The sequence below is a fragment of the Symbiobacterium sp. genome, from assembly GCF_040797425.1.
Classification (GTDB): Bacteria; Bacillota; Sulfobacillia; order Symbiobacteriales; family Symbiobacteriaceae; genus Symbiobacterium.
Genome location: NZ_JBFNEH010000001.1, coordinates 1 through 17,754, shown reverse-complemented (window position 1 = coordinate 17,754; position 17,754 = coordinate 1). Strand labels below are relative to the sequence as shown.

General features: G+C 62.8%; 22 protein-coding genes. All 22 read left to right on the top strand.

Annotation, left to right across the window (positions count from 1 at the left end; translation table 11 throughout):
- Positions 1-10 precede the first annotated feature (10 nt).
- The gene (locus AB2385_RS00110) at positions 11-775 is read left to right on the top strand and encodes a FliA/WhiG family RNA polymerase sigma factor (protein WP_367652865.1); all 765 of its coding nucleotides are present in this window, start codon (positions 11-13) and stop codon (positions 773-775) included.
- A gap of 88 nt (positions 776-863) precedes the next feature.
- A complete protein-coding gene (locus AB2385_RS00105) occupies positions 864-1,664 on the top strand; it encodes a hypothetical protein (RefSeq protein ID WP_367652864.1) in 801 nt (266 codons plus the stop codon).
- Between the two features lie 130 nt (positions 1,665-1,794).
- Positions 1,795-2,094 carry a flagellar biosynthesis anti-sigma factor FlgM gene (gene flgM, locus AB2385_RS00100; RefSeq protein WP_367652863.1) on the top strand — a complete coding sequence of 100 codons (300 nt, stop codon included), beginning with the start codon at positions 1,795-1,797 and terminating at the stop codon, positions 2,092-2,094.
- Positions 2,091-2,438, top strand: a complete 348-nt coding sequence (locus AB2385_RS00095) for a hypothetical protein (protein WP_367652862.1) — start codon at positions 2,091-2,093, stop codon at positions 2,436-2,438. The genes flgM and AB2385_RS00095 overlap by 4 nt, the downstream gene beginning before the upstream one ends.
- Positions 2,439-2,451: 13 nt before the next feature.
- A complete protein-coding gene (gene flgK, locus AB2385_RS00090) occupies positions 2,452-3,816 on the top strand; it encodes a flagellar hook-associated protein FlgK (protein ID WP_367652861.1) in 1,365 nt (454 codons plus the stop codon).
- 10 nt (positions 3,817-3,826) lie between these two features.
- Entirely contained in the window at positions 3,827-4,711 is an 885-nt protein-coding gene (locus AB2385_RS00085) for a hypothetical protein (RefSeq protein ID WP_367652860.1), read from the top strand.
- Between the two features lie 25 nt (positions 4,712-4,736).
- Entirely contained in the window at positions 4,737-5,081 is a 345-nt protein-coding gene (locus AB2385_RS00080; protein WP_367652859.1) for a flagellar protein FlaG, read from the top strand.
- Between the two features lie 21 nt (positions 5,082-5,102).
- Positions 5,103-6,479 carry a flagellar filament capping protein FliD gene (gene fliD / locus AB2385_RS00075; RefSeq protein ID WP_367652994.1) on the top strand — a complete coding sequence of 459 codons (1,377 nt, stop codon included), beginning with the start codon at positions 5,103-5,105 and terminating at the stop codon, positions 6,477-6,479.
- 22 nt (positions 6,480-6,501) lie between these two features.
- Positions 6,502-6,894 carry a flagellar export chaperone FliS gene (fliS, locus tag AB2385_RS00070; protein WP_367652858.1) on the top strand — a complete coding sequence of 131 codons (393 nt, stop codon included), beginning with the start codon at positions 6,502-6,504 and terminating at the stop codon, positions 6,892-6,894.
- Positions 6,887-7,255, top strand: coding sequence for a hypothetical protein (locus AB2385_RS00065; RefSeq protein WP_367652857.1), 369 nt, complete (start codon positions 6,887-6,889; stop codon positions 7,253-7,255). The genes fliS and AB2385_RS00065 overlap by 8 nt, the downstream gene beginning before the upstream one ends.
- Before the next feature lie 212 nt (positions 7,256-7,467).
- Positions 7,468-8,538 carry a flagellin gene (locus AB2385_RS00060; RefSeq protein ID WP_367652856.1) on the top strand — a complete coding sequence of 357 codons (1,071 nt, stop codon included), beginning with the start codon at positions 7,468-7,470 and terminating at the stop codon, positions 8,536-8,538.
- Between the two features lie 67 nt (positions 8,539-8,605).
- Positions 8,606-9,676 carry a flagellin gene (locus AB2385_RS00055; RefSeq protein WP_367652855.1) on the top strand — a complete coding sequence of 357 codons (1,071 nt, stop codon included), beginning with the start codon at positions 8,606-8,608 and terminating at the stop codon, positions 9,674-9,676.
- 88 nt (positions 9,677-9,764) lie between these two features.
- Positions 9,765-10,562, top strand: coding sequence for a flagellar motor protein (locus AB2385_RS00050; RefSeq protein ID WP_367652854.1), 798 nt, complete (start codon positions 9,765-9,767; stop codon positions 10,560-10,562).
- A gap of 4 nt (positions 10,563-10,566) precedes the next feature.
- Positions 10,567-11,466 (top strand): flagellar motor protein MotB, encoded by a 900-nt coding sequence (locus AB2385_RS00045; RefSeq protein WP_367652853.1) that lies wholly within the window; start codon positions 10,567-10,569, stop codon positions 11,464-11,466.
- Positions 11,467-11,530: 64 nt separating this feature from the next.
- The gene (gene fliB, locus AB2385_RS00040; RefSeq protein WP_367652852.1) at positions 11,531-12,028 is read left to right on the top strand and encodes a flagellin lysine-N-methylase; all 498 of its coding nucleotides are present in this window, start codon (positions 11,531-11,533) and stop codon (positions 12,026-12,028) included.
- Between the two features lie 244 nt (positions 12,029-12,272).
- Complete coding sequence (locus tag AB2385_RS00035) at positions 12,273-12,749, top strand: hypothetical protein (RefSeq protein ID WP_367652851.1); 477 nt, start codon at positions 12,273-12,275, stop codon at positions 12,747-12,749.
- 114 nt (positions 12,750-12,863) lie between these two features.
- Positions 12,864-13,139, top strand: coding sequence for a TMEM165/GDT1 family protein (locus AB2385_RS00030; protein ID WP_367652850.1), 276 nt, complete (start codon positions 12,864-12,866; stop codon positions 13,137-13,139).
- A gap of 47 nt (positions 13,140-13,186) precedes the next feature.
- Positions 13,187-14,599 (top strand): HD domain-containing protein, encoded by a 1,413-nt coding sequence (locus AB2385_RS00025; protein ID WP_367652849.1) that lies wholly within the window; start codon positions 13,187-13,189, stop codon positions 14,597-14,599.
- Positions 14,596-15,132 (top strand): hypothetical protein, encoded by a 537-nt coding sequence (locus AB2385_RS00020; protein ID WP_367652848.1) that lies wholly within the window; start codon positions 14,596-14,598, stop codon positions 15,130-15,132. The genes AB2385_RS00025 and AB2385_RS00020 overlap by 4 nt, the downstream gene beginning before the upstream one ends.
- A gap of 368 nt (positions 15,133-15,500) precedes the next feature.
- Positions 15,501-16,553, top strand: a complete 1,053-nt coding sequence (locus AB2385_RS00015; RefSeq protein WP_367652993.1) for a DNA adenine methylase — start codon at positions 15,501-15,503, stop codon at positions 16,551-16,553.
- A complete protein-coding gene (locus tag AB2385_RS00010) occupies positions 16,553-17,410 on the top strand; it encodes a hypothetical protein (RefSeq protein ID WP_367652847.1) in 858 nt (285 codons plus the stop codon). Before AB2385_RS00015 ends, AB2385_RS00010 begins: the two co-directional genes overlap by 1 nt.
- An 84-nt stretch (positions 17,411-17,494) precedes the next feature.
- The coding region (locus AB2385_RS00005) for a hypothetical protein (RefSeq protein WP_367652846.1) at positions 17,495-17,754 on the top strand (260 nt) is incomplete at its 3' end.

Here is a 17,754-nt window from a genome sequence, read left to right as displayed (position 1 = left end):
GGGAATCACCGTGACCGTGCAGTACCAGGAACTGTGGCAGCGCTGGCGCCGGTTCCACGACACGGCCGCGCGCGACGCCCTGACCCAACGTTACCTCTGGCTGGTGCGGTACGTGGCGGGACGGCTGATGGTGGGCCTGCCCGAGCACGTGGACCAGGCCGATGTGGAGGGCCACGGCTGTTTCGGGCTGCTCGAGGCCATCGCCCGTTACGAGCCGGAGCGGGGGGTACGGTTCGAAACCTTCGCCATTCCGTGGATCCGGGGTGCCTGTCTGGAGGGGCTCCGGGCGATGCAGTGGGCCCCCGCCCTGCGCCGGCGGGTGCGGCAGCTGGAGAAGGCGCGCGACGAACTGATGGGGCTCTACGGCCGCGAGCCCACCGCCGAGGAACTGGCGGCGCACATGGGCACCTCGGTGGAAGAGGTGGAGCGGCGGCTGCAGGAGGCCGGTACGCTCGCCGTGCTCTCGCTGGACGAGTCGGTGGCCCTGGATGACGGCGAGTCCGCCCTGGGCGACCGGGTGGCCGACGACGAGGCGGTCGACCCGGAGCGGGAGAGCGAACTGGCCGAGCGGCGGGAGGTGCTGGCCCGGGCCATCGCCTCGCTCTCGCAGCAGGAGCAACTGGTGATCTCGCTCATCTACCAGGAGGGGCTGATCGCGAAGGAGGTCAGCGAGGTGCTGGGGGTCTCGCAGGCGCGGGTCTCGCAGGTGCACAGCAAGGCGATCCTGCGGCTGCGGGGGAAGCTGTCGCGGCTGAAGCGCGATCTGGTGTCGTGAACGGTGACTCGCACTGTGCCCGCCCGGCTGCGTCTGGAACGGCCGGGGCGGATCGTTTTGTCGCTCGGAGCGCATGAGGGGGCGAAGCATGGAAACTGTTGCATACCTGCTGCTGGGTCTGGCGGTGATCGGGGCCCTGATCTACGCGTTCTACCAGGTGAACAGACGTCAGCAGCGCGTGATGGCGGAGCTCACACGCCTCGAGCGGCTCACCGCGGAGGTGGCCATGAACGCCGAGGCGGTCTTCGACGAGGTGGACCAGCGGTTGGAGCGGCTCCGGCAGATGGCCGCCGCGCTCGAAGAGAGGGCTGCCCGGCAGCTGCAGGCCGGGCCCCGGCCGCAGTCGTCGTCGGCCGTTCCCGCCCAGGGCGGGGCAGGCCCGCAGTCGGGGACGGATGCAGAGGCCGGAACCCCTGAGCAGCCACGGTACCCGGTGCCGCCGCCGGCACAGGTGCAGCCGGGGGCCCGCATCCAGCCGGAGAAGCCGCCGGTCCATCCCCAGTCGGCCGTGCGGGCGTACGAGGCGCTGCAGCGGCTGGCCCAGCCGGAGCTCCGACCGCCCGGCGATGCCCGGACGCCGATGGTGAGTCAATCCCCTGAGGCCACAGCTCGGCATGCGCCGGCGGACGGGAAGGGGCCAGTCCCCAGCGCGCCAGAGGCAGCTGGCTCCGCAGAACCGCCCCAGCCGGAGGAGCCGGAAGAGATGGCCGCGGCGGTTCCGCTTCAGCAGGCGGCCTCCCCGGCCGACCGGTACGAAGCCTTGCGGCAGGAGGCCTGGCGCCTGGCTGACGAGGGCAAGGACGCGGTGGAGATCGCCGGGGCGCTGGGCCTGCCCCGGGGCGAAGTGTTGCTGATGCTGAACCTGCGGGGCAGGCGAGCGCCCCGCTGAATTTGGGTGCAACGGAGCGAAAACGGGTCTGAGAGCGCCCTAAGACGCGCAGACCGGCCCCGGTTTCCCTTAATTTTCGGCGCCCGCAGCGCCATGCAAGAAGTATCAGATCGGGGGGGTTGGGACGCACATGAAGATTGACGGGCGAGAGATTGCGGGCCTGCCGGGTGTGCCGAGGCCCGGTTTCGCGCGCCCCGGGGACCGGGTGCGGCGCAGCGCCGAATCGTCAGGTGCCCAGCCGCCCGATCAGCTCTCGCTCTCCGACCGCACGGTGCGGGTGAGTGACTTGCAGCCGGCGCTCTCCGCCCTGCCGGCGGTGCGGGCGGAGCTGGTGGCGCGGCTGAAGGAGCAGATTGCCCGGGGCGAGTACCAGGTGGATCCGCACCGCCTAGCCGACCGGCTGCTGAGGGCGGGGGTGATCGCCGAATGAGCGCGTCGGCCCTGCTCCGGGAGATGATCGACCTTACCCGGCTCCAGGTGGAGCGGGTGATCCGGCGGGACCACCAGGGGCTCATCGAGGGGGCGCGGCAGCAGGAGGCGCTGCTGACGGCCCTGGAGAGCGCCGAGATCGACGGCTCGCCCGAGGAGATGCGGGCGCTCTACGATGAGCTCGTGCGGGAGAAGAGGAAGCTGCAGAGCCTGCTCGAGTCGGAGAGCCAGCGGGTGGACTTCCTCATGCGCCTGCTGCTGGGCGGCCCCGAGCAGCAGAGCGTCGGCTATCCGCCCAGCGTGCGGAAGCGCGCCGGCGGCCGCATGCTGAACAAGAAGACGTAAGGGGGGAGCGGCCGTGATCCGCGGGATCAGTTCTGGTTTCTACACGGCGACGCGGGCCCTGCAAACCTCCCAGTGGGCCACGCACATCTACCTGCAGAACATCGCCAACGCCAACGACCCCAATTACACCCGCCGCACCCTGGAGAACCGGATGGATCCGTTCGGCCGCCTGCCGCAGGTGGTGCGGTACCGGGACCTGTTCGTGGACGACCAGTACCGCCGGGCGCAGGCCAGCGCGGGGCGCGCGTCGACCCGGGCCGACATCCTGGCCCGGGTGGAGGACATCTTCGGCGACCCCATTGAGGGCGGCCTCGGCAAGGCGATCGAGAAGTTCTTCGACGCGTTCAAGGCGGTGTCGGAGGACCCGGCCGACGAGGTGCTGCGCATCGAGGCCATCGAGGCCGGGCGGCGCTTCGTGCAGCACATCCACGAGGCCATGACGCAGCTGACCCAGATCCGGGGCCAGGTGAACGAGCGCATCACCGGGGCCGTCACGGAGATCAACGCTCTTCTGCAGAACCTGCACAACCTGAACGGCCGCATTGCGGCCATGGTGGGCTCCTCCGAGTCGGCCGCCGACCTGTTGGACCAGCGGGACAGGGTCCTCGATGAGCTGGCCAACCTCACCGGTGCCCGGCCCGTCTACCTGGACGACGGCACGGTGCGGCTGATGATCGGCTCGGTCCCGGCGGTGGACGGGCTCAGCCTGAGGCTGCTGGAGGTCGTGGAGGGAGAAAACGGCCCGCAGGTCCGGTGGCAGGGGTCGGACGTGCCGACTTACTCCGGCGACGGCGTGCTGCCGGCGCTGCTGGAGATGCGCGACGGAGACCTGCAGGACGTCATCACCACCATCGACCAGCTGGCCAAGAACGTGGCCCGGGCCGTCAACGATCTGCACCGGCAGGGCTATGACCTCGACGGCAACCCGGGCGGGGACTTTTTCCTGATCCAGGACCAGGTGCCCGGCGGGATCTACGTCCATCCGGAACTGGAGCCGCGCAAGATCGCGGCGGCCTCAGCGAAGCCGGTGCTGGAGTCGGACGGCGTGAACGCAGACAAGATCTACCAGCTCTCCAACGGGCTCCAGCCCATCCCCGGCACCGATCCGCCGGTGGCGGACAAGAGCACGAGCCCGATGACGCTCTACCGCAACCTCGTGGGCCTCATCGGCTCCCGGGGGAAAGCGGCGATTGAGGACAACGAGATCGCCGAGGCACACATCCAGGTGAGCCTGGAGCAGCGCTCCTCCAAGTGGGGCGTCTCCGTCGACGAGGAACTGGCCCTGATGACGGCGGAGCAGAAGGCCTATGCCGCGGTGGCGCGAGTGTTGAATATCATGGACGAGATGCTCGAGACCCTGATCAACGCGGTGTCGTAGGGGTGATCGCATGCGAGTGACCAACTGGATGTTGCTGAACACGGCCGTGCGGGAACTGGACGACCTCCGTTCGCAGTACGCCAAGGCGCAGAAGAAGGTATACGGCCGCTCGCTGGAGCGCCCGTCTGACGACCCGCAGCGGATGGTCGAGGCCATCGACCTCACGGCGATGAAGGTGAAGCTGGAGCGGGCGCAGCGAGCCGCCACGGACGCCAAGGAGTGGCTCTCCATCGCCGAGACGAGCCTGACGGCCATGGCGGAGGACCTGCAGGCGGCGCAGGAGACGATGATCCAGTTCGGCTCGCCGGCTAACCAGGAGCCGTCGGCCAAGCAGAATCTGGCCCTGCAGATCGAGGCGCTCCGGGATGCCATCAAGCGGGAGATGAACGCCCAGCACCGCGGTCGCTATCTCTTCGCCGGATGGGCGACAGATCAGGTGCCCTTCGTGGACGACGGTGCAGGCGGCGTGACGTATCAGGGCAGCAGCCACAAGATCGAACGGGAGATCGCCCCCGGGTACAAGGTCACGATCAACGTGCCCGGCGATCAGCTGCCGGATGGGATCATCGCCACCCTGACGGAGGCGGCGGCGGAGATCCGGGCGGGCAACGTCTCTCGGGTAACGGGCGAACTCCTGGGCAAGGTCAAGGACGCCGCGGATGTCCTGCTGGCCCGGCGCTCCGAGGTGGGGCTGGCTTACCAGCAGGTGGAGCAGTTCGAGGGCTACTCCCGGGACGGCTTGATCACGGTGGAGGAGCGGCTGGGGGAGATCAGCGGCGGCGATATCGCCGATGCGGTGATGCAGATGACGCAGGCCCAGCAGGCCTACCAGGTGGCGCTGTCGGCCTTTGCCATGGCCCTGCCGAAGACGCTGATGGACTACATGTTCCGGTAATCTCCTTCCGAGGGGGCGTACGGAGATGAACGTGACACCGCCCGTCAGCGCTGCGCGCCCGGCGCCGGAGCGCCCGGTGACCCCGCAGGAGAAAGTGGCCGCGGGGCAGCCGCAGGCGCAGGAGGAGCAGCCGAAGACGCAGCCGCTTACGAAGGAAGAGGCTGAAGGACTGGCCGAGAAGATGAACGCCGCGGCAGAGCTATTCAACAAGGCCGTGGAGTTCAAGGTGTTCGAGGGGAACCGGATCATCATCCGGGTGATCGACAAGACCACTGACGAGGTGCTGACAGAGTTCCCACCGGAGCGGCTCCTGGAGGCGCTGCGGTCGATGGAGCGTTCCCTCGGGCTCCTGATCGACGAGAAGGTGTAAGGGGGTGGTCGGGTGAGCAGCATGCGACTCGGCGGGCTCATCTCCGGCACCGATACCGAGACGCTCATCTCCGCATTGATGGAACTGGAGCGGACCCGTATCTACCGGCAGGAGAACCAGCAGGTCGAGCTGCAGCAGAAGCAGAAGGCGTGGCGCGACGTGCGCTCCTTGATCCAGAAGGTCCAGGACAAGCTGGATCCGCTGCGCCTCCCCACGATTTTCCGGTCCCGCAAGGTGACGGTGAGCGACGACTCCGTCCTCTCGGTTACTGCCGAGCCGGGGGCTGCCCAGACCAGCTACACGATCAAGGTGAACAAGCTGGCTCAGAGCCATATGGTCGCGAGCAGGGCAATGGGCCTGGAAGACACGTTGTCCGCCGGCAGGTTCCAGATCGGGGATGATCCGGCCAACGTGATCGAGGTCGAGGCGGAGGATACGCTCAGCACCCTGGCAGCCAAGATCAACCGGCTCAACGCCGGTGTCACGGCCCACGTGGTGTCGGCGGGGAACGACCAGTACCGCATCGTGTTGACGAGCACCAAATCCGGTGCGGCGCACCGGATCCAGCTGTCGCAGCTGGACGGCGGCGCCACGCTGCAGGATCTGGAACTCGTTGCCGATGCTGAAGGGGAGTTCCGCCACACCATCTCTGCCGCACAGGACGCCGAGATCGAGCTGAACGGCGATCCCAAACCCTACACGAGTTCTACCAACACGTTCAGCAATATCTTGCCGGGCATCACCATCACGGTGAAGAAGCCCAGTTCCGAGGCCGTGACGGTCACGGTGGATATGGACGCCGGCAAGGTGGTTCAGGCGGTGAAGGACTGGGTGTCTGCGCTCAACACGCTGCAGGATCAGCTGAAGACGCTGAGCGCGTACGACAGCGAGAAGAAGACCGCAGGCATCCTCAACGGCGACAGTCTCGTGCGCAGCATCCAGTTCAACCTGCGCGATCTGCTCTCCAGGAAGGTTGAAAGCCTGCCTGAAACGCTGAACATGCTCAGCCAGGTGGGCATTGGCTACGGGGCCTACGGCTCGGCCGACTACGGCAAGATCGTGGTCGACGAGACGAAGCTCAAGGCTGCGATCGAACGGGACCCGGAGGCTGTGGCCAAGCTGTTCAACGCCGAGACCGGGCCGATCGCGGAGATGAACGCCTATATCAAGACGCTGCTGGACAGCCAGGAGGGCCCGTTCAAGGTTCGGGATGAGAGCCTGACCAAACAGATCAACCGAATCACGGAGACGATCGAGCGGCTCGAGTACCAACTGGAGCTGCGCGAGCAGACCCTGCGCCGGCAGTTCCAGCAGATGGAAGAGGTCATGGCGAAGCTGCAGAGCCAGGGCAACTACTTCATGATGCAACTGTTCGGCGGCATGTTCCAGTCGCAGTAGGCAGGCGGCCGGGGGTGAAACAGTGAACGGACTCAACCAGTACAAGTCGTACCAGGTGAACACGGTCACGCCGGAGGAGCAGATCGTCCTGCTGTACGAGGGGGCGCAGCGGTTCATCGACAGGGCGGCGCAGGCCCTCGAAGCGCACGACTACGCCGGCGTGAGCCACAACGTTGGCAAGGCGCAGCAGATCTTTGCTGAACTCTCCGCATCGCTCAACTTCGAAGCAGGAGAGATCGCCCAGAACCTGGCCCGGCTGTACGACTACTGGTCCTGGCGCCTGAGCCAGGGACTGATTCACAGGGACGTCAACGCCTTCCGGGAGGTCTCCGCCACCGTGGGGGATATGGCTGGCGCCTGGGCCGAGGCGGCCCGGCAGGTCCGCGCTCAGCGCGGGGTTCGGGCCAGTGGATAGGCACGCGGATTTGAGGGCCGCCTACGACGAGGCCCTGGCCGCGGGGGCGGAGCTGCTCGACCTTCTCCGCGCACCGGCCGCCGAGGCACCGGCGGAGCGCATCCAGCAACTTGTCGACCGGCGGGACGCGGCAGTGCGGGCCGCCGTCGCCCTGTTTCGCCCGGGCGACCAGGAGGCGCTGCGGGACGTGCTGGAGGCCCTGGTGGCACAGCAGAGGGCGCTGGAGGACGCCTTGGACAGGGCAATGGGCGAACTGCGGCGGCGTCTGCAGGAAGTGGAGGCTGTGAAGGCCACTGCTCGCCGTTCCCGCCAAGTGATGGACGCCGGCAGGCGGGGCCGCCTGCTCGACCAGCGGCGATAGGTTGAGGAACGCGGAATCGGAAGCTTTTCGGCGGAAGAACGCAAAATCCGGGGAGATCCGGAGAGGAAAAGGTCAGGTTACCGTTAAGTCCAGGTCAACATATACCCATTCATATATTGTCCAACCAGATGGGGGCAACTGGACCGGCCGGCAGGGATGACGCCGCCCATCTGGCTGGGCAGAGCACAATAAGAGCAGGGAGGCTACTTAACGTGCGTATCAACACCAACATGGCCGCGCTGAACGCGTGGCGGGCGCTGACGGTCAACAACGAGGCGATGACCAAGTCCCTGGAGAAGCTTTCCTCGGGCTACCGGGTGAACCGGGCGGCCGACGACGCCGCCGGCCTGGCGGTCTCGGAGAAGATGCGGGCGCAGATCCGCGGCCTCAACATGGCCGTGCGCAACGCGCAGGACGGCATCTCGATGATCCAGACCGCTGAGGGCGGCGCTACCCAGATTCAGAACATGGTGCAGCGCATGCGTGAGCTGGCGGTTCAGGCGGCCAACGGGACGCTCACCCCGGAAGACCGCGGGCAGCTGCAGAAGGAGTTCGCCCAGCTTCAGGAAGAGGTCTCCCGCACCGCGGTGACCACTACGTTCAACGAGCAGAGACTGCTCAATAGGGCGGCCTTTGTTACCGCTAGCGACGACGTGAAGGGCAGGCATCTTGCGATTACCCTGGACCAGACGAAGGAGTACGCAGACGGAGAGTACACCGTAGTCTACCTCGGGACGGATGCTGGTGGCAACCACCAGTTCCAGATCGAGGACGCTGACGGCAACGTTGTTCAGGGTGCAATCTTTGATGCCTCCAACTTCGATGCCACCGACCTGAATGCGGGTGATGAGGTGGGCTCCATCACCATCACGGTCGCGGGCACTCGTATGATTGAGCTGCAGGCCGGTGTCGGCGCTGGTGGGCACGACAAGCTTACCGTCAACATGGAAGCGCTGGACGCCACTGCCCTGGGAATCGATGTCCTGAGCATCGATACGGCTGAGAATGCACGCTCGGCCATCACGTCGCTCGACAAGGCCCTGGAGACCATCAGCGGGGCTCGCGCTACCCTCGGCTCCTATCAGAACCGGCTCGAGAGCGCGATCCAGACGCTGCGCATCCAGTCCGAGAACCTGACCGCCGCCGAGAGCCGCATCCGCGACGTCGACATGGCGCAGGAGATGGCCACCTTCACCAAGTACCAGATCCTGCAGCAGGCGTCGACCGCCATGCTGGCCCAGGCCAACATGTCCACTCAGAGCATCCTGTCGCTTCTTCGGTAGTTACGTCAACCAGGTTTCTTGGGTCTACGGATAGACCTACGCTTGGGAAAGCAAGGAGGCTGCTGACGTGCGTATCAACACGAACATGGCCGCGCTGAATGCGTGGCGGGCCCTGACCGTCAACAACGAGGCCATGACCAAGTCCCTGGAGAAGCTCTCCTCGGGTTATCGGGTGAACCGGGCGGCCGACGACGCCGCCGGCCTGGCGGTTTCCGAGAAGATGCGGGCCCAGATCCGGGGTCTGAACATGGCCGTACGCAACGCGCAGGACGGCATCTCGTTGATCCAGACCGCTGAGGGCGGCGCTACCCAGATTCAGAACATGGTGCAGCGCATGCGTGAGCTGGCGGTTCAGGCGGCCAACGGGACGCTCACCCCGGAAGACCGCGGGCAGCTGCAGAAGGAGTTCGCCCAGCTTCAGGAAGAGGTCTCCCGCACCGCGGTGACCACTACGTTCAACGAGCAGAGACTGCTCAATAGGGCGGCCTTTGTTACCGCTAGCGACGACGTGAAGGGCAGGCATCTTGCGATTACCCTGGACCAGACGAAGGAGTACGCAGACGGAGAGTACACCGTAGTCTACCTCGGGACGGATGCTGGTGGCAACCACCAGTTCCAGATCGAGGACGCTGACGGCAACGTTGTTCAGGGTGCAATCTTTGATGCCTCCAACTTCGATGCCACCGACCTGAATGCGGGTGATGAGGTGGGCTCCATCACCATCACGGTCGCGGGCACTCGTATGATTGAGCTGCAGGCCGGTGTCGGCGCTGGTGGGCACGACAAGCTTACCGTCAACATGGAAGCGCTGGACGCCACTGCCCTGGGAATCGATGTCCTGAGCATCGATACGGCTGAGAATGCACGCTCGGCCATCACGTCGCTCGACAAGGCCCTGGAGACCATCAGCGGGGCTCGCGCTACCCTCGGCTCCTATCAGAACCGGCTCGAGAGCGCGATCCAGACGCTGCGCATCCAGTCCGAGAACCTGACCGCCGCCGAGAGCCGCATCCGCGACGTCGACATGGCGCAGGAGATGGCCACCTTCACCAAGTACCAGATCCTGCAGCAGGCCTCAACCGCGATGCTGGCCCAGGCCAACATGTCCACCCAGTCCATCCTGTCGCTGCTGCGGTAAGCGCCGCTATAGCGCACACCGGGGACGCCGTCCCCCCGGACGGGGGGACGGCGCCTTTGCAGCAAGCGGGCACTGAGGAGGGAGTCTCTTGGACCTCGCAACGATCGGCGGGTTGCTGTTCGCGATATTCGCCATCGGCATCGGCGCATACCTGGAGGATGTGACCCTGGGCTCACTGCTCGGCAAGAGCGCCGCCCTGATCGTCATCGGCGGCTCCATCGGCGCCACGATCATCTCCCATTCGACCGAGGACCTGAAGGAGGTTCCCCGGGGTCTGAAGATGGCCTTCTCGCCGCCGAAGCGCGACTACCAGGGGATGATCGACTTCCTCGTCGGCCTGGCCGAGAAGGCCCGCCGCAACGGTCTGCTCTCGCTGCAGGAGGACGCCGAACAGGCCGTGAACCCCGTGGTGAAGCGGGGGCTCACCATGGCCGTGGACGGCGCAGATCCGGAGCAGGTGGTCGAGGTGATGGAGGCGCTCAGCGAGGAGCAGGTGAACCAGATCAACCGGAGCGCCGGGGTCTTTGAGACCGCAGGGGGCTACGCGCCCACCCTCGGCATCATGGGCACCGTCATGGCCCTGGTCACCATCATGGGCAACCTGAGCGACGTGGATAACCTCGGCCCCTCCATCGCGGTCGCCTTCCTGGCGACTCTCTACGGCCTCGGTTCGGCGAACCTCTTCTTTCTGCCCATGGGCTCCAAGATTAAGTCGATTGCGAAGCAGGAGCGGCATTTCAACCAGATGATCATCGTGGGGATCGAAGGCATTCAGGCCGGAGAAAACCCCCGAAACTTGCGGGAGAAGCTGTCGATCTACCTGCCCAACTCCGGCGGCAGCCGTGCGCGTTCCGCCGCGGGCGCTCCCGCACAGGAGGGGGCGTAGCTGAATGGCCCGGACGATGAAGCCACCGCAGGAAGAGCAGGGCGGAGGGGGCGGGGGCCACGGCCCGGCGAGTGGCGTCAACCGCTGGATGGTCTCCTACGCTGACTTCATGACGCTCATGTTCATCGTGTTTGTGGTCATGTTCTCCTTCACCCGCGTCGACACGGTGAAGTATGAGCGCCTCGCTCGCTCCTTGAACCAGGTTCTCGGTGCGTCAGGAGGCGGTTTCCTCGCGATCTCGGGTCGAAGCCAGTCCAATATCCAGGCGCCCATCACTTCGCTTGAACGCTTCCGGAGTCTGGAAGACGTACCCGACTGGCCGGCGTACCTCATCGCGGCGCCCGCGGCGGAGCCCGTGGAGATCGCGCCCGAAACCGAATGGGTGCCGGAACCGGTGACGGAGGTCGAGGTCCCGCCAGTGGAGGAAGAGCCGGTTTCCGAGCCTGCTGTCGTGGAGAGCGCACCGGAACAGGTGCCGTCCCCGCCTGAGGCGGTGGACCCGATGCAGGAGGTGGCCGACGTCTTCCGCGGCATGCCCGGTGTGAAGAGCGGCTTGCTCTCTGTCGCCCTGGAAGAACGCGGCATCGTGCTCAGCGTGGCCGGCAGTTTACTGTTCAACCCCGGCGAGTACCAGATTCGCCCCGAAGCGTACACCACGTTGGATGAGATTGCCGCCAAGTTGGCGGACGTCGAACTGCCCATCATGGTCACCGGAACCGCGGATACGACCCAGGACGCTGGCAGTGCCGAAGCCTTCGAACTGGCCGCCCTCCGGGCCGGAGCCGTAGTGCGCTACTTCACGGAGAACTGGGGCATCCCCGGCGGCAACTTCGTCTATTTCGGCTACGGTGATAGCCAGGCGGCTTCCGACCGGGTGACCATCATCGTTGCGCGGAAAGAATAGGGGGCTTCCAGGTTTCTGCACGATACGTTGCTAGCTAAGCGGTACGCGGAAGGAGTCTGGCACGATGGGGGGTACGACGGGCTCGCTGATGCAGAGGCTGCTGGACCCGAGTTACATGCGGCGCTTCTCGTTCATTGCCTGCAACTGCGAGGACATGTGTTGTCGGGGATGGCGGGTGGACATCGATAGAATCACGTACCACACCTATCGGGCTGTTAACCTCCCCAAGTGGAGGTCGGCATTTCGGAAGCACCTGGTGCGAAACCATGAGAATCCAAGTCCAGCCCAGTGGGCTTACATCAAGCTGGGCAGCGAGAAAAAGTGTCCATTTCTCACAGAAGAGGGTTTCTGCGGCGTTCAACTGGACATGGGAGCGCAAGCCCTCTCGTACGTCTGCGCTACCTACCCACGTGGTTACAAACGTCTCGGCGGAGTTTTGGAGCTGACGACAACGCTGTCGTACCCTGAAATTGCCCGGCTGGCCCTCTTGGACCCTGATGGAATCGAGTTTGATGATACCGTCCAACAAATGGACAGACGTTTTTGCGCAATTAATAGGTGAGGTTAAGCAGAACGGTGACCTCTGGCCGGCGCGATTACCTGCGATTCAAGTCTTACAGGACCGCCGGTACAATGTCTCCGAAAGACTCATCGGTCTTGGATTGCTTTGTAGGGAACTGGAAGGACTGGGGACAGATCGGCGAGAGGCAGATGTTCTGGGCATCGTAGAACGATTTGCCCGTCTTGCGGCCAGCGGAGCACTGAAACATCCCGTGTCATACGATGAGAGGCATGACCGGCTCCAGATGGCCATGTTGACAGCCCTGCTGATATCCGGCTACCACGGGTCCTTGCTGCCACGGCAGCGCCAACTGGTTGACGAGTTCCTCGCCGGCATTCAGTACGTTGATAAGATGCCCGTAGCCGAGCTGGCTGCACGAGTCAGAAGTCTCCGTGAGCACTACTGGGCGTCGTTCGAGCGGTCTTACAGCTACATTCTGGAGAACTACCTCGTACACGAGGCTTATCGAATCGGCCTGCCGTTGAGACCAGGACCGTTCGATTCGTATGCGCGGCTTGTGTTGACTTTCGCCCTGTTCGTTTTCCAGTTGATCGGTCTGAGCGGAATCCATCATGAGATCACGCCCGAGCTGGCGGTACGTGTGGCGCAGTGCGAGGCGCGCAAGGTTCAGCACGGTGGAGACACGGTGCAACGAATGGCCGACTGGCTGAGGGCGAATGAGAGCTACAATCTGGCCACGCTGGTGATCCTTGCTCACTAATCGCCTCATCCCCTCATCGCCGCGCGCTTCCGCGGGCAGTGGTTGACATGTCCCCGCCCCTCCCCCCATATCCTCCTATGAGCCCGTCCACGGGCGCACAGGGGGGAGCCTGCATTGGAATGGAAGTCCGCGCTCGCGACCTTCCTCGTTATCTTCCTCGCCGAACTTGGCGACAAGACCCAACTGATGGTCATGTCCCTCTCGGCTCGCTCCAAGGCCCCGCACATGATCTTCCTGGGCGCCGCGGCGGCGCTGGTCGCGTCGTCCCTCCTCGCCGTGGTGGCGGGCGACAGCCTCCTTCGCCACGTTCCGGTCCGCGTCATCCGCCTCGCCACCGGGACGATGTTCATGTTTGTTGGCGGGATGCTGGTGCTCCGTGCCATTAGGTGACTTCGTTGGTATCGCAGTAGTCAGAAGGCAAAAGTCGGCACCTCCTTATGTACAGCAAAATCTGCCGCAGCGTCGGCAGGTTTTTCTATGGGTTCGGCGAACGCATGTATGGGAGAGGGGGGACAGTGTTGGCGAAGCAAACACACGAGATTCGCGATCCCATTCATAATTTCATACGTCTGGATTCAGACGAAAGGAGAGTGCTAGATTCTAGACCGTTTCAGCGACTGCGCTACATTCATCAACTGGCAATGTCATACCTGGTCTACCCAGGTGCTACACACAGAAGGTTTGAGCATTCTCTTGGCGTAATGGAGTTGGCAAGTCGCATTTTTGACGTTGTGACCCATCCTGCTAATGTAACTGACGAGATAAGGGAAATTCTGCCAGAAATAACACAAACTCATCAGCTTCCCTATTGGCGTAGAGTGGTACGAATGGCGGCTCTGTGCCACGATATTGGGCACCTTCCCTTCTCCCACGCCGCTGAAAAGGAGCTCTTACCTGGGGGGTGGGACCACGAACGCTTGACCAAGGAGCTCATCCTCAGCGAAGAAATGCGTGAAATCTGGCAACACATGACTCCGCCTCTGCGTGCTGAGGATGTTGCGAAAATCGCAGTCGGCCCAAGGAAATACCCTGAGCAACAGTTCACTAACTGGGAGGCAATTCTGTCTGAGATTATCGTGGGCGATGCGTTCGGTGCAGACCGGATGGACTATCTACTGAGAGACTCTTATCATGCAGGTGTGGCATACGGCCGATTCGATCATTTCCGCCTAATAGATACCCTTCGACTTCTCCCTTCGACGCCGACAGATGATCAAACAGGTATACCTGAGCCAGCACTGGGGGTCGAAGAAGGTGGCCTTCAGTCAGCTGAGGCCCTACTCCTTGCCAGGTATTTTATGTACTCGCAGGTCTACCTGCACCCGGTGCGGCGTATTTATGACATACATCTGAAGGATTTTCTTAGAGAATGGCTTCCTAATGGCAGGTTTTCAACAGATCTCGATCAACATCTTCTCATGACAGATAACGAGGTCATTAGTGCCATTAGGAAGGCAGCCGAGGACGCACAGGCGCCTGGTCATGATCCTGCGATGCGAATTGTACAGCGGAAACACTTTAGGGTGTTGTACCGCCGTCATCCAGGGGACGTTGAAATCAACCCTGAAGCCGGTAGGGCTGTGTATTCTGCGGCTGTCAAGGAATTTGGTTCGAATGCGGTCCGACATGATCAATACACACAAAAGGGTAGTGCACCTGACTTTCCGGTACTAATCTACCCGAACATGATTGTGTCAGCTTTCTCACTGTCACCGGTGCTACGGGGTCTGCCCGTATATGCTATTGACTACGTTTTCGTTGATCCAGACAAGCTCGTGGAAGCTGAACGTTGGTTACGAAACAACCGAGAGAAGCTCATACAGTTTCCATACGAGGGGGAGGCGGAATGAGAAGGCTGGAGCGAGCGGCTCTGTTGGCCACTCTGGCTGAGAAGCTTATCAAGCACGGTAGCTGGTGCGGAGAAACCCACCTTCAGAAGGCTACATATTTTCTGCAAGAGATGTTTGGAGTCTCGTTGGGATACGAATTTGTGCTTTATAAACACGGCCCGTTTTCTTTTGAACTCCGAGATGAACTCACATCACTTCGTGCAGATGGAGTGCTGGAGTTAAGGCCGCGGCCTTACCCATATGGGCCAAGCCTATATCCTTCTGAGTCAGGGCGCAAGTTGGCTGCGAGGTTCGCGAACTTGACGGAACAATATGATCGGGAGATTAGCCTTGTCGCGACGTACTTTGGCGACAAGGGAGTTGCAGAACTCGAACGATTGGCGACGGCCCTTTACGTGCGAAAAATGGACCCGAGCCTGTCCCAAGAGCAACGGGCCAAGCGAATCTGTGCCCTGAAACCTCACGTTCATTTCGGCGCAGCATATGAAGCCGTACGATCTGTCGACGAACTATATGAAAATCTGCAATCTTGATCGACTGGCCTGATGTAACAAAACTGGGCAGTTCCCAGTGGCCGTTTTCGCGTATCTGCTCATCGTGGTGGCGGGCGACAACCTCCTCTGCCACGTCCCGGTTCGCGTCCTCCGCCTGGGCACTGGTACGATGTTCGCGATCATCGGCGGGATTTTGGTTCTCCGTGTAGTTCGTTGACGTATATCGTTTCTGGCCACTGAACGGCGCCTATGGCGCCGCACAGTGGCCATGTAGCTTCTGGGGGTAGCTCTCCTGCGCAACCGTCCGAACGCCGGTGCACTTGCGAAACCTCTTTATCCCACGGGGAAGGATTTCGGCCCGCTCAGAGCGAACATTTGTATGTAGGAGGGTGATCTCCGTGGCCACCATGCTCGCGGCCGAACCACTCGCGGAATACAGGATCAGCTTGCAGCGCACATTAGCTTACCCGCGTCTGCGATACATGGGGAGCAAGTATCGGGTTGTACCGTACCTGGTCCAAGTTTTTAACGGCCTGCATTTCGACACCGCTCTCGATGCCTTTTGTGGCAGCGGTGTCGTTTCCTATGCGCTCAAGGAAATGGGCAAGCAGGTCACGGCCAATGATTTCCTCAACTGGCCAGCGACGGTGGCGCGCGCGGTCATTGAGAACCCGGGTGTCACTCTGTCAGAGGCTGACCTTGAGCTGATCCTGTCGCCGTCCGCTGACGGTCGCGACTTCATATCGGAGACGTTTCAGGGTCTGTACTTCCCCGCTGATGACCTCGCTTTTCTCGATGCCGCCTGGTCTCACATCGACGGCCTCCCCCCCTATAAGCGAGACGTTGCCATCGCAGCCCTCTGCCTCGCTGCTGCGCGCAAGCAGCCTCGGGGCGTGTTTACAGTTACCAGCTTCCGTTACGACGATGGCAGACGCCAGCTACGGATGCCACTCCGGGACCTCTTCTTGGAGGCTGTAACAGAATACAATGCCGCCGTGTTCGATAATGGCCGTGCAAATCGGGTCATGTGCCAGGACGCGCTCCTCCTCGACCCCGATGGCTACGACCTCGTCTATTTCGATCCGCCTTACGCCCCTCCGTCAGATGACGCTGACTATATCAAGAGATACCATTTTCTAGAGGGTCTCTCCGTTTATTGGAGGGGCCTGACCATCATGCAGAACACCAAGACCAAGAAAATCCCCAAGCGGTTCACCCCGTTTGCCTACAAGACCAAGGTCCGGCACGCCCTGCGTGAACTCTTCAACCGCTTCCGCAAGAGTATCATCGTACTCTCATACAGCAGCAACTCCGTCCCCGACGAGCATGAACTCTATCGCATGCTCCGTGGTGAGAAGAGCGAGGTTACCGTCTATTCAGTGCCCCACGTGTATACGTTCGGTACCCACGAAGCAGCGCAGCGCCGAAAGGTCAACGAGTACATATTCGTGGCAAGGTGATGCAAGTGGCCGCGATCCCGTTCGACGAGTTCTTCGAGTCTCTGACCGACCTCGGTGGAGTCGTGCGTGAAGACCCAGCCTTGAAAGATGAGATGGACAAGGTCGTAAAGGGGCTGCGCGCGATCGGCCAGATTTCTCGTGAGAGCCTTGCCCAGTTCGTCTGCGAGCATCCCGAGGCGTTTCCGGCCCTCGTCTCTTGTGTGGGCCTGGGGCAGGAGCAGTTGAAGAATCAGCTAAAGTATCGGTTTGGAACATCTGGGTGGATCACACTGGCCCGGAAGCGCCCCGATGAACTTGTGGCTGAGTTTGATCGGGCGTTCGGCCTCGTTGAGAAGGTCCGAACGCAACTCAATACCCGATGGACCTTCGCCGATGTCCTTGCGGAGAGGAGTCTCTGGTCTCGTCGCACCGGTTCCAAGGCGGTGCACCAGGGGCGCAATCTTGAGGACGAGGTTGAAGCACTCGTCAAGTCACTTGGTTTCAGGTACCAGATGCGGTGTCGGTTCGTCGGCCTGGGGAACCAGGATGCGCCGTGTGATCTGGCCATACCGGCCGGCGGCCGGGAAGCCCAAATCGTCATCGCCCTGAAGGGCAACAACTCCACGGGCAGTAAGCAGGGAGATGCGGTCAGGGAAATCGAGGACATGGCGAACAAGCGCCTCCCGACCCAGTTCGTGTATGCCGTTTTCGACGGAATCGGCTGGCTGTCGCGCAGGCGTGACCTCGAACGGGTGTATCAGCTCTGGGAAACGAACCGCATCGACGGGCTTTACTCGCTCGCATTCCTTGATCGCCTGGCACAGGATCTCCTGCTTGCCGCGCAGAGGTTGAATATTCCGCGCAACATAGAAGCATGAGGGGGCCGATGGCCCCCTTTCGCTTCCGCACGAACCTGACCTTGCCATTCTCGCGTCTCCCTTTACGAAGGGGTGATCGCAACCATGGAAAAGCTCATCGGCATCATCCTGATCCTCATCGGCCTCCTGGCCCTGTTCCGCTTCACCATGTCCGGCGCCTGGCTCTTCCTGCTGATCGCCGCGGGGCTCGCCCTGGCGGTGAAGGCCGGCTGGCTCGGCCGGGCGGCGTACGCCGCCGCCGTTCTCTTCGCCCTGCTCGCCGTCGCCGGCCTCGCCCTGCGCACCGTAATCTGGGGTCTGGCCATGCTCTTCAAGCTGGCCCCGCTGATTCTCCTGGTGCTGGG